At 71.2% G+C, this 12,073-nt stretch carries 10 protein-coding genes; 6 read left to right on the top strand and 4 right to left on the bottom strand.

What is annotated here, in order from left to right:
- Positions 1-16 precede the first annotated feature (16 nt).
- Entirely contained in the window at positions 17-814 is a 798-nt protein-coding gene (locus tag AC3WQR_RS13805) for an enoyl-CoA hydratase/isomerase family protein (RefSeq protein WP_492742404.1), read from the top strand.
- 16 nt (positions 815-830) lie between these two features.
- Here AC3WQR_RS13805 and AC3WQR_RS13800 read toward each other — a convergent pair whose 3' ends face one another.
- The gene (locus AC3WQR_RS13800; protein WP_487848273.1) at positions 831-1,934 is read right to left on the bottom strand and encodes a M14 family metallopeptidase; all 1,104 of its coding nucleotides are present in this window, start codon (positions 1,932-1,934) and stop codon (positions 831-833) included.
- A 46-nt stretch (positions 1,935-1,980) separates the two neighbouring features.
- Positions 1,981-3,312: an MFS transporter gene (locus AC3WQR_RS13795; protein ID WP_492742403.1), complete on the bottom strand. Its 1,332-nt coding sequence runs from the start codon at positions 3,310-3,312 to the stop codon at positions 1,981-1,983.
- A gap of 128 nt (positions 3,313-3,440) precedes the next feature.
- On the opposite strand from AC3WQR_RS13795, the gene AC3WQR_RS13790 reads away from it, so the two are divergent.
- Positions 3,441-4,340: a LysR substrate-binding domain-containing protein gene (locus AC3WQR_RS13790; protein WP_095948950.1), complete on the top strand. Its 900-nt coding sequence runs from the start codon at positions 3,441-3,443 to the stop codon at positions 4,338-4,340.
- 19 nt (positions 4,341-4,359) lie between these two features.
- Here the strand turns inward: AC3WQR_RS13790 and AC3WQR_RS13785 are convergent, their stop codons facing one another.
- Positions 4,360-4,677 carry a hypothetical protein gene (locus AC3WQR_RS13785; RefSeq protein WP_492727876.1) on the bottom strand — a complete coding sequence of 106 codons (318 nt, stop codon included), beginning with the start codon at positions 4,675-4,677 and terminating at the stop codon, positions 4,360-4,362.
- A gap of 220 nt (positions 4,678-4,897) precedes the next feature.
- Here AC3WQR_RS13785 and AC3WQR_RS13780 point away from each other — a divergent pair, with 220 nt between their 5' ends.
- Both AC3WQR_RS13780 and AC3WQR_RS13775 read left to right on the top strand, forming a co-directional pair.
- Positions 4,898-7,018 carry a TonB-dependent siderophore receptor gene (locus tag AC3WQR_RS13780; protein ID WP_492742402.1) on the top strand — a complete coding sequence of 707 codons (2,121 nt, stop codon included), beginning with the start codon at positions 4,898-4,900 and terminating at the stop codon, positions 7,016-7,018.
- A 55-nt stretch (positions 7,019-7,073) separates the two neighbouring features.
- Positions 7,074-9,470 carry a PepSY domain-containing protein gene (locus tag AC3WQR_RS13775; protein ID WP_492742401.1) on the top strand — a complete coding sequence of 799 codons (2,397 nt, stop codon included), beginning with the start codon at positions 7,074-7,076 and terminating at the stop codon, positions 9,468-9,470.
- Here AC3WQR_RS13775 and AC3WQR_RS13770 read toward each other — a convergent pair whose 3' ends face one another.
- Positions 9,471-10,130, bottom strand: a complete 660-nt coding sequence (locus tag AC3WQR_RS13770; RefSeq protein WP_492742400.1) for a glutathione S-transferase — start codon at positions 10,128-10,130, stop codon at positions 9,471-9,473.
- A gap of 92 nt (positions 10,131-10,222) precedes the next feature.
- Here AC3WQR_RS13770 and AC3WQR_RS13765 point away from each other — a divergent pair, with 92 nt between their 5' ends.
- Positions 10,223-11,095, top strand: a complete 873-nt coding sequence (locus AC3WQR_RS13765) for a helix-turn-helix transcriptional regulator (RefSeq protein ID WP_492742399.1) — start codon at positions 10,223-10,225, stop codon at positions 11,093-11,095.
- 64 nt (positions 11,096-11,159) lie between these two features.
- Positions 11,160-12,071, top strand: a complete 912-nt coding sequence (locus tag AC3WQR_RS13760; RefSeq protein WP_492742398.1) for an SDR family oxidoreductase — start codon at positions 11,160-11,162, stop codon at positions 12,069-12,071.
- Positions 12,072-12,073: the final 2 nt, after the last annotated feature.

Raw genomic sequence — 12,073 nt, 5'->3', positions numbered from 1 at the left:
GGGCGGAGACACACGCATGGACTACACCCGCTACCAGACCCTCGCCCTCACGCGCCGCGGCGCGAACGGCGCGGTGCTCGACATCCAGATGCGCGCCGCCAACGGCAAGCTGCCCACGGCCGGCCATGACGGCCACCGCGAGCTGGCCGAGATCTGGCGCGACGTGGCGGCCGACGCCACGGTGCGCTGTGCAGTGCTGCGCGGCGAGGGCATGGGCTTCTCGGGCGGCGGCGACCTGGGCATGGTGCAGGACATGACCACCGACGACACCGTGCGCCAGCGCGTGTGGAAGGAAGCGCGCGACCTGGTCTACAACATCATCAACTGCGACAAGCCCATCGTGAGCGCCATGCACGGCCCGGCCGTGGGCGCGGGGCTGGTGGCGGGGCTGCTGGCCGACATCTCCATCGCCACGAAGAACGCGAAGATCGTCGACGGCCACACCCGCCTGGGCGTGGCGGCGGGCGACCATGCGGCCATCGTGTGGCCGCTCTTGTGCGGCATGGCCAAGGCCAAGTACCACCTGCTGCTGTGCGAGCCGGTGAGCGGCGAGGAGGCCGAGCGCATCGGCCTGGTGTCGCTGGCCGTGGACGAGGCCGACCTGTTGCCGCGCGCCTACGAGATCGCCGACCGCCTCGCGGCCGGCAGCCAGAGCGCGATCCGCTTCACCAAGTACGCGCTGAACAACTGGCTGCGCCAGGCGGGGCCGACCTTCGACGCCTCGCTGGCGCTGGAGTTCATGGGCTTCGCGGGCGCCGACGTGCGCGAAGGCGTGGCCTCGCTGCGCGAGAAGCGCGCGCCGAACTTCGGCTGAGCCGACCTCCGCCGGGTCAGGCCTTGCTCAGCCCCTGCAAGGTCTGCAGGAGCACGACGCGCGTCTGCCCCAGCACCATGCCCTTCCACTCGTCGTTGTCGCAGTAGAACGCGTCACGCAGGCGGCGGCGGATCTCGCGCTTCTGCGCTTCGGGCGCCTCGGGGTGGCGGCGCAGCCAGGTGTCGGCGCGCAGGCGGTCGAGCACTTCCAGGTCGGGCAGCGTGCCGAACTCCAGGCCCATGGGCGCGACGCGCGCGTTCGGGCATTCGTCGTACGCGGTCGAGATCACCGGGCCCGACACGTCGGCCGAGGCCGAGTCGCCCGCGAAGGGCGCGAACACGTCGGCGCCCCACCAGGCGTGGGCCAGCGCGAGGTCTTCGGGCGTGTTGCGGCCCGGGTAGATCTTTTCGCCGTGGCCGTAGGGGCCCAGGCCGGTGTGCACGTCGATCCAGCCCAGGTGCGTGGCCGAGGCCGCGTAGCCGCGCAGGATGGCGCGGATGGTGCGGTTGCTCCACGACGGCGCGGTGCCGCCGTAGAACAGGCCGTCGGGCGAGGTGTACTGGCCGCGCGTGACGGCCGCGCGGAAGGCGGTCATGCCGTGCGTGGCGATGTAGGCGGCCACGGCCGCGTCGTCGGCCGGCGTCGGCGGCCAGCTGGCGGGCAGCACCAGCGGCTCCACGTCGGCGTACTCGGCGTTCACCGGCAGCGGCGCGCTGAAGTCGATGTGGTTGCGGTTCAGGTCGATGTTGTCTTCGTTGGTGCGGTGCAGGTGCGAGAAGCCGTGCGGGTTCACCGCATGCACCAGCAGCAGCGCGACGCCTGCGCGCTCCAGGCGCGCGAGCAGGTCGGCGTCGTTCAGCGTGGCCACCTGCGCGCCCGAGCCGCAGAAGCCCTCGGGGCCGTGCGTGCCCGAGGTGACGAGCAGCACCTTCTTCGCGTCGGCCGCGCCGAGCAGCGCGACGTCGGTGGCGAGTTCTTCGCCGAGCGCACCGCGGTGCGTCGGGTGCACGAACGACTCGAGGGTCGCGCCGCGCGCCGCGGCGGCCTCGAGGAACTTGGCGCGGGCTTCGACGTACGTGCCCGAGAAATGGCGGGTGGCGGCGGTGGCAGGCTGGGACATGGCGGGAGGATTCCTGTGCATGAAGGCGGGAAGGAGGAAGACGGTATCAGGCCGGCGCGTGGGCGCTGGCCGCATCGATGTCGCGGCCCGTGTGGTCGCGCAGCCAAAGGAGCCCGAGCAGCGACACCAGCGTCATCCCCACCAGGTACCAGGCCGGCGCGAGCTTGCTGCCGGTGGCGTTGACCAGCCAGGTGCTGACGAAGGGCGCGAAGCCGCCGAACAGTGCCACGCCCACGCTGTAGACCAGCGACATGCCGCTCGCGCGCACGCGCTTGGGAAACATCTCCGGCAGCATCGTGATGCCCGGCACCGTCTGCACCACCAGGCCGATGCTCAGCACGCCGAGCACGGTGAACAGCACCACGGGCGTGGGCGAGGCGTTGAGCCACAGGAAGCCCGGGTAGATCAGGATCGCCATCACGATGCGGCTCCAGAGGATGAGCGTCTTGCGGCCCACGATGTCCGACCACTTGCCCACGAACGGCGCGAGCGCGAACGACAGCAGGCCCGTGAGCGCCGCGCCGAACAGCGCCACCGAGGGCGTGAGGCCCAGCTCGCGCACCGCGTACGTCGGCATGTAGAAGGTGACCACGTAGGCCGCCGTGGTGCCGCCCACCAGCGCGAGGATGGCGGCCAGCACCGTCCTGCCGTGCTGCGTGCAGACGATCTTCAGGCTGCTCTCGCGCGGCGCCTTCGCGTCTTCGGGCGTGATGTGCAGCGACTCTTCGAGGTGGCGACGGATGTACATGCCCACCGGCGCGATCAGCATGCCGAGCACGAACGGCACGCGCCAGCCCCAGCTCTGCATGGCTTCGGCGGACAGCGAGACGGTCAGCACGCCGACCACCACGGCACCCATCAGCACGCCCAGGCCCTGGCTCGCGAACTGCCAGCTCGCCATGTAGCCGCGGTTGGCCGGCGTGGCGTGCTCCACCAGCAGCGTGGTGGATGCGCCCACCTCGCCGCCGGCCGAGAAGCCCTGGATCAGGCGCGCCAGCACGATCACGATCGGCGCCGCGACGCCGATGCTCGCGTAGGTCGGCGTGAAGGCGATCAGCGCGCAGCCCAGCGCCATCAGGAAGATCGTGAGCGTCATGGCCTTCTTGCGGCCCGCGCGGTCGGCGTACGCGCCGATCACGATGCCGCCCAGCGGCCGCATGATGAAACCGACGCCGAAGCTCGCCACCGTCAGCAGCAGCTGGCCGTAGGAACTGAAGGTGGGGAAGAACAGCTTGCCGATCACCAGCGCGAGAAAGCCGTAGACCGTGAAGTCGAAGAATTCCAGGCCGTTGCCGATGGTGGTGGCCACGATGGTCTGGCGCCGGCGGGCCGGCGACGAGGGCGATGTGGGCGAGGGCTGGGAAGCGGGGGTGTTCATGTGTCTCCTGTGTGTATCGGGGGCGCAGGCCGCGTGGGCCCGAACCGCGGCGGATGCTAGAGACTCGCCGCTGTCATGAAAAGACAATAATTGGGCGTCAACGATAACTTTTGGTTGTCACTCCAAAGATGAAACCCAATCAGTTGCATGCCTTCGTGGCCGTGGTCGAGCAGCTCAGCATCCGCGCCGCCGCGCGCGTGCTCGGCATTTCGCAGCCGGCCGTGACCAAGATCGTGCGCGAGCTGGAGCGCGAGGTCGGCGCCCCGCTGGTGGAGCGCAGTGTGAAAGGCGTGCGGCTCACGCAGTTCGGCCTGGCCTTCGCGCCGCGCGCGCGGCTGCTGCTGGCCGACATGGAACGCGCCCGCGACGAAATTGCGCAGATCCGCGACGGCGCTACCGGCTCCGTCTCGCTGGCCGTGAGCGCCTCGTTCGCGCTCACCGTGCTGCCCGCCGCCTTCAAGGACTTCCACACCCGCCTGCCGGCGGTCGATGTGCAGTTCAGCGAGGCCGTGCTGCCGTGGATGCTCGCGCGGCTGCGCGACGGGTATCTCGACTTCGCGGTGGCGCACATCGTGCCCGGCACGCTCGATCCGCAGTTCGAGGCGCTGGAGCTGTTCCCGGTGCAGCTGGTGGTCGGCCTGCGCGAGCGCCATCCGCTGCGCAATGCGCGCTCGCTGAACGACCTTTATGCCGCCGAATGGGTCCTGCCGGGCGACGACCACGGCGGAACCAACGCCGTGGCGCCGCTGTTCACCCCGCTCGGGTTGCCGCCGCCCACGCGCGTGCTGCAGGGCCACTCGGTCACCGTGGCGCTCGCGCTGGTGGGTCACATGGACCTGATCGGCCTCTTCGTCGAGCCGCTGGCCGGGCTGAGCTTCAAGCGCCACGGCATCCGGCGCGTCGATGTGCGCGAGACGCTGCCGGTGCTGAACGTGTGCGTGGTGCGCCGGCGCGGGCAGCCGTCGACGCCGGCGGCGCAGCACTTCATCGAGTGCATTCAGCGGGCGTCGGCGATGAGGGCGACGTAACGGCCCGCCGGGCCTTTGCTCAACGCGAGAACAGCACCAGCGCCACGAAAAGCAGTTTGACGCCGAAGGCCACGAGGGCGCTGGCGACCACCATCAGCACCACGAAGGCGACGAAGTAGGCCACGCGTCGGCCCCAGTGCGGCACGCTCGGCACGGCATACCAGTAGAGCAGCGCGGCCGCGCCGAGGTTGATGGCCTGGACCGCATACATGGTGACGCGCGAGGCTTCGGGCGAGTCAAGGACCGACGGGCCCAGCCACATGCACAGAAGTCCCAGCAGCGGAACCACGGTGACCCAGGCGAGCACGCCGAGCGCCAGGCGTCCGGCCGTCTTCATCGCAGGGCCTCCCGTCTGGTCGATGTTTCACTGGCAGTCATGAATTCCTCCTTGATGGCGTTTCGACATGGAACGCTCTGGCGTCCGATCCTATCGGCAGGGTCCGGCAACTGTTGTCAAATGAGAACTCCTCTCATCCATAATCCCTCCCGCTTCCGCACGCCGGAAGCGTCACCAGGCCGCCGGGAGGCGCGCCGCCAAGAACATCCAAGGGATTTGAATGAAGAGAGTTTGTGTGAGCCTTGCGCTCGCCGCCGTGCAGGCAGCGCAGGCGCAATCCGTGCCTGCGTCCGCTGCTCCCGAATCGCGGGCAAGCGAGCTGAGCACCGTCAACGTCGAGGCCTCGCGCGCCAACGGCTTCCTGGCCGAGACGGTCGAGGCGGGCACGTTCCGGGGCGCGTCCGTGATGGACGTGCCGGCCACGGTCAACACCGTGACGCGCGAGGTGATCGAGCTGCAGGGCGCGGCGGGCGTGTACGACGTGCTGCGCAACACGGCCGGCGTGACGCGCCAGCAGAACGGCGGCGACACCTTCGACCAGCTCGTCATCCGCGGCATCGCCGTGGAGAACCGCACCAACTACCGCCTCAACGGCGCGCTCGCGATTCCCAACGTGTCCGAGATCCCGATGGAGAACAAGGAGCGGGTCGAGGTGCTCAAGGGCGCGTCGGCGCTGTACTACGGCTTCACCACGCCGGCGGGGGTGATCAACTTCGTCACCAAGCGCGCGGGGCGCACGCCCGTGACCTCGCTCGGGATGAGCGTCGACAACCAGGGCGGGCTGCAGGGGCAGGTCGACATCGGCCGCCAGTTCGGCGAGAACGACCAGTTCGGGCTGCGCCTGAACGCGGCGGGCGGCCAGCTGGGCTCGACGATCGACGGCGTGGACGGCAAGCGCAGCTTCGTCTCGGCCGCGCTCGACTGGCGCGTGAACCGGCGACTCACGTTGAAAGCCGACATCGAGCACTACCGCAAGCGCATCACCGAGCAGGCCGGCATCGCGCGGCTCGCGGCCGTGAACGGCGTCATCGCGCTGCCGGCGCTGCCCGATCCGCACAAGCTGATCGCGCCGCCCTGGGCCGTGTTCGAGGCCGAGGTCACCAACACGCAACTGCGCGCCGACTACGCCTTGAGCGACAACTGGGCGCTCAGCGTGGAAGCCGGCCATTCCGAGGCCGAGCGCGACCGGCGCCTGGCGCAGTTCGGCAACTACAACGTGCGCACCGGCATCGGCCGCCTGACGGGCAATGTGCAGCATCTCGAGCAGCGTTCGGACCTGCTGCGCGCCGAGCTGTTCGGCACCTTCGCCACCGGCGCGCTGCAGCATGAGCTGACGCTCGGCGCGGCACGCAGCGACAAGACGCAGGCGCCCGTGTTCCAGCGCAACTACGGCGGTGCGACCACGCTGCAGAACCTGTACAGCCCCGTGCCCATCGGCGCGCTGGCGCTGAGCGCGATGCCGTCGCGGCCCACCTCGGGCGCGCAGGACAGCGAGGAGCTCGGCCTTTACGCGCTCGACCGCATCACCTTCTCGCCGCAGTGGCAGCTGGTGGCCGGCCTGCGCCACACGCGCTACCAGAGCTGGCAGGGCGCGAGCGCCACGCTGCCAGCCCTCGACTACAGCGTGCGCAAGACCACGCCGCTGGCGGCGCTGAGCTACAAGTTCACGCCCGACCTCATGGCCTACGTGTCGTACTCGCAGGGCGTGGAAGAGGGCGAGGTGGCGCCGGCGGGCACCGCCAACCAGAACACGCGCATGCCGCCGGGCGTGAGCCGGCAGAAGGAAATCGGCCTGCGCTGGCTGACCGGCGGTGGCACGCTGCTGTCGGGTGCGCTGTTCGACATCGAACGGCCCGGCGCCTACACCGACAGCGCCAACACCTTCGTGGCCAGCGGGCGCCAGCGCTACCGTGGGCTCGAGGTGTCGGCGCAGGGGCGGCTCACGCCCGCGCTGGCGTGGCAGCTCTCGGGCCAGTGGCTGGACGCCGAGTTCCGCCGCATCAACGCGCAGTACGACGGCAAGCGGCCCGAGAACACGGCGCGCACCACGGCGAGCGCCTTTGTCTCGTACGACATCGCGGCGGTGCCGGGGCTGTCGGTCAACGGCGGCGCGTACTTCACGGGGCGCCGTCCCGTCGACGACCTGAACCAGGGCTTCATCGGCGGCACCACCGTCTTCGGCCTGGGCGCGCGCTACGTGGCGCAGCTCATGGGCAGGCGCACCACCTTCCAGCTGAACATCGACAACGTGGGCGACAAGCGCTACTGGTCGGCGGCCGGCACGCGGCTGGCGGTGGGCACGCCGCGTACGATCAAGGCCCTGGTCAAGATCGATCTCTGAACCCGCGCGCCCCGCCTTGGCGGGGCTTCCTGTTTCCCGTTTTCTTCTGTTTTTCATGGCTTTGCTGCGTCGCGTCTGGTTCCAGATCCATTGGTTCATCGGCATCACGGCGGGCAGCGTGCTGGTCGTCATCGGCCTGAGCGGGGCGACGCTGTCGTTCCGTGCCGAGATCACCGACCTGCTGAACCCGATCCCGGCGGCCTCGGCCGCGCCCGCATTGGCACCGCCCGCGCTCGTCGCGCGCGTGCAGGCCGAGATGCCCGGGCGGCGCATCGCGACCGTCGCCGTCTCCACCGAGCCCGGGCGCGCCGCGCGCATCGGGTTCGCGCCGCCGCCCGGTGAGCGGCGCGGCGAGACGCGCTTCGCCGATCCCGCCACCGGCGCGCTGCTGCCCGATCCGGTGGGCGAGCACTTCTTCGAGTTCGTCGAGGAGCTGCACCGCTGGCTGCTGCTGCCGCGCGACGACGGCAAGCCCATCACCGGCTCGCTGGCCGGCCTGTTGCTGCTGCTGGCGCTGTCGGGCCTGTACCTGCGCTGGCCGCGCCGGCCCTTTGCGTGGCGCCAGTGGCTGCGCATCGACTTCGCGCTGCGCGGTCGTGCCTTCCTGTGGAACCTGCATGCGGTGGTCGGCACCGTCGCGCTGCTGGCCTACGTGGTGTCGACCACCACCGGCATGTACTGGGCCTTCGACGGGCTGCGCAAGGCGGTGGACGGCGCGGCGGGCGAGGGCCGCGTGGTGCGCGCCGAACGCGCGCCGGCCGATGCCCCGGTGACGCTCGACCTGGCGCGCGTCTGGCAGGCCTTCGTCGACACCACGGGCGGCGACTGGACCCAGGTGACGCTGCGGCTGCCCGCGCGCAACGGCACGCAGGTGGAGGCCGTCTACCTGCGCACGCACCCCGAGCACGAGCGCGCGCGCAACCGCCTGTACCTGCAGGCCGCGACCGGCGAGACGCTGCGCCACGAACGCTATGCCGACAAGCCGCCCCTGGGCCGCTTCGTGAACAGCATCTACCCGCTGCACATGGGCACCTACTGGGGCCTGCCGGGGCGCATCGTGATGATGCTCACCAGCCTGGGGCTCGCGCTGTTCGCGATCAGCGGCTGGATGATGTACCTCGGCCGCCGCCGCACCGCGAAGGCCGTGCGCGCCGAGCGTGCGCGGCTCGATGCGGTCGCCGTGCCCGCCACGGCGGGCGATGCGGGCCAGGTGCTGGTCGCCTTCGCGAGCCAGACCGGCCATGCAGAGCGCCTCGCGCTGCAGACGGCCAGCGCATTGCAGGCTGCCGGTGTTGCGGCGGTGGTGCGGCCCGTGTCCGCGTTGAGTGCCGACGCGCTGCTGCATTTCCGGCAGGTGCTGTGGGTGGCGAGCAGCTTCGGCGAGGGCGACCCGCCCGACAGCGCGCGTGCCTTCGCCCGCGAGTTCGCACGGCAGAGCGGCCCGGGTCTGCGCCACCTGCGCTACGGCCTGCTTGCGCTCGGCGACCGCCATTACGCGACCTTCTGCGGCTTCGGCCGCAAGCTCGACCACGACCTGCACAACCAGGGTGCGCAGCCGCTGTTCCCCATGGTCGAGGTGGACGGCGAAGACCCGGCAGCGCTCGCGCGTTGGCACGATGCGCTGCGCGAGACCTTCGGGGTGCGCGATGCCGTGTGGCCTGTGTCGACCGCGCCAGTTTTCGACGCTTGGCGGCTCGACGGCCGGCGCCTGCTCAACGCGGGCAGCCAGGGCGATCCGCTGTTCGAGATCGAACTGCGGCGCGTCAGCGGCAGCGATGCGGTGAACTGGACGCCCGGCGCACTGGTCGAGATCGTGCCGCGCCAGATGCACGACGACGGCGCCCCGGCGCCCGCGCCGCGCAGCTACTCGGTCGCGTCCATTCCGTCCGACGGCGCCGTCCAGTTGCTGGTGCGGCAGGCGCGGCACGACAACGGGCTGGGCGTGGCCTCGGGCTGGCTCACGGTCGGCGCGCCGATGGGCGCGGAACTCGCGCTGCGCCTTGTCGCGAACCCGGGCTTCGCGCTGCCCGACGATGCGCGGCCTTGCATCTTCATCGGCAACGGCTCGGGCTTTGCGGGCCTGCGCGCGCTGCTGCGCGAGCGTGCGCGCCGCGGGCATGGCCGCAACTGGCTGGTGTTCGGCGAGCGGCAGGCGGCGCACGACGGCTTCGGCGCGGACGAGGTCGCGGCATGGCAGGCCGGTGGTCTGGTCGCGCGTGCGGACTTCGTCTACTCGCGCGACCAGGCGCAGCGCGTGTATGTGCAGGACCGCCTGCGCGAGGCTGGCGAGGTGCTGAAGCAGTGGGTGGACGAAGAGGGCGCGATCGTTTTCGTGTGCGGCAGCCTCGAAGGCATGGCGCCGGGCGTGGACGCGGCACTCACCGAGGTGCTGGGCGAGAGCGGCATGGACGCGCTCATCGCCGAAGGCCGCTACCGCCGCGACGTCTACTGATCAGGCGGGCGGAAAGCTCACGCCCGGTTCGCCCGCCTGCCAGGGCGTGTACTTGGCCATGATGCGCGCGAACAGCTCCGACGCGGTCCAGCCCGCGAGCCAGGCTTGCAGGCGCGGCCAGGGCTGGGCGTCGAACCACGCCGCATCGACCATCGCGAACTGGCGCACGAAGGGCATCAGCGCCGCATCGGCCAGCGTGGCGTGCGCGCCGGCCAGTTGCGCCGACATCGCGAGCCGGTCTTCGAGCCCTTGCAGGAAGCGCGCGCCCTCGTCGCGTGCCGAGCCTTCCGACGCGGGGTAACGCGCCGGGTACTTGTAGCGGTCGAGCAGCGGCTTGAAGTCGTTGTCGCACGCCGTCACCAACGCGAGCAGGTCGTCGAGCGCGCCGCGCTCGGGCGTCAGCCAGCGTAGCGGATCGTGGCGGCGCAGCGCCCACAGCATCACGTCCAGGCTTTGCTCCAGCACCGCCGTGCCGCCGTCGAGCACCAGCACGGGGACCGTGCCCTTGGGCGAGGCCGCGAGCATCTCGGCGGGCTTGCGCTTGAGCTCGACCTCGCGCAGTTCGCAGCGCTGTTCGCTCGCCACGAGCGCGAGCCGGGCCCGCATCGCATAGGGGCAACGGCGGAACGAATAGAGCACGGGGAGGGCGGAATCGGGCATGTGAACGACGGGTGGACAAGGGGCGCCAGCCGATTGTCGGCCCGTGCCCGCCGGGTCGCGCAGCGGCGGGTTTTTCCTCACAATCGACCGCCATGGGCGAACGTCTTTTCCTCCGGCTTCACGACGACCCGCTGCACGGGCCGGAGTCGGGCGTGCCCGACGGCACGCTGCAGGTGCTGCCGATCGCGCCGGCCCTGCGGTCGCATGTCTCGCACCTGCTGATGTACCGCGAGACCTTCGCGCCCGGCCACGAGGTGCGCGAGCGCGTGCTGCCCGACGGCGCGATCCGGCTGGTCTTCAACTTCGGCGATGCGCCCTCGGCCGACGACGCACCGGGGCAGGCGGTCGAAGCCATCGGCGCCTTCGCCGCGCCCGCCGTGGTGCGGATGCGCGACACGGTGGAAGGCCTGTCGGTGGCGCTGCGTCCCGGCGCGGCGGTGGCGTTGCTGGGCGTGCCGGCCGGCGAGATCGCGGGCCGCGCGGTGCACCTGGACGAACTCTGGGGCGGCGAGGGCACGACGCTGCTCGCACGCATGGCCGAAGCGCGCGGCGATGCCGCACGCGCGCAGCTGCTGCAACAGGCCCTGGTGAAGCGCCTGCAGAAAGCCGGCGACGGCACGCCGCCGGCCGCGGCGATGCACGCTGCGCGGCTCATCGCCGCCGCCGACGGGCGCCAGGCATTGCGCGAGGTGGCGCAGGCCGTCGGTGTGGGCGAGCGCCGGTTGCAGCAGCTCTTTCATGCGCACGTCGGGCTGTCGCCGCGTGCCTGGGGCCGGCTCGCGCGGCTGCATGCCTGCCTGCGCGCGCTGCGCCTGCACAGCGCGCCGGCCTGGGCCGACATGGCGCTGGACCACGGGTTCTACGACCAGTCGCACCTCGTCAACGAGTTCCGCGCCCTGTGCGGCGTGACACCCACCGAGTTCCTCGGGCGCCGGGTTTCGGTTTCTTCCAAGACGGCGCGCTGAGGCCGGCCTATCGTGGCGGCCTGTCCTGCCCAAGGACCCTCACCGAACGAAGGAGCAACGACACATGACAGCAGCCCTCTCCACCCCTGATGCCGCGCACCGTCCGCTGGCGGGCCGCGTGGCCGTGGTGACCGGCGCCAGCCGCGGCGCGGGCCGTGGCATCGCGCAGGAACTGGGCGCGGCCGGCGCCACCGTGTACGTGACCGGGCGCAGCACCCGCGCGCGGCCGGCCGACAGCTACGGCCAGCTGCTCGCCCTGTCCGAGCTGGCCGCCTTGCCCGGCACCATCGACGACACCGCCGACGAGGTCACACAACTCGGCGGGCGCGGCATTGCCTTGGCCTGCGACCACACGAAGGAAGACGAGGTGGCGGCGCTGTTCGCGCGCGTCGAGCGCGAGCAGGGCCGGCTCGACCTGCTCGTGAACAACGCCTGGGGCGGGCACGAAAGCTTCACGGGCGTCTTCGAGGCGCCGTTCTGGGAACACCCGCTCGCCAACTGGGATTCGATGTTCGACCGCGGCGTGCGCAACCACCTCGTGGCCAGCCGCTGCGCCGCGCCGGGCATGGTGGCGCGCAAGCAGGGCCTGATCGTCACCACCACCTTCTGGGACCGCGGCCACTACCTGCGCGGCAACCTGTTCTACGACCTCGCCAAGGCGTCGATGACGCGGCTGGCCTTCGGCATCGCGCAGGAGCTGCAGCCGCACGGCGTGGCCTCGGTGGCGGTGTCGCCGGGCTGGATGCGCACCGAGTTCGTGCTCGCGGGCCACAAGACCGACGAGGCGCACTGGCAGGAGCGCCCCGCGCTGGCGCGCACCGAATCGCCGCGCTACCTGGGCCGCGCCGTGGCCGCGCTGGCGGGCGATGCGCAGGTGCTCGACAAGACCGGCCAGGTGCTGCGCGTGGCCGATCTGGCGCGTGCCTACGGCTTCACCGACATCGACGGGCGGCAGGTCGAGGCGTTCGAGCTGTAGCG

Source organism: Variovorax sp. FW305-3-2-15-B-LB1 (assembly GCF_058787635.1).
Note: the sequence above shows the minus strand (reverse complement) of the source record. Positions and strands in the feature narration are given on the sequence as shown.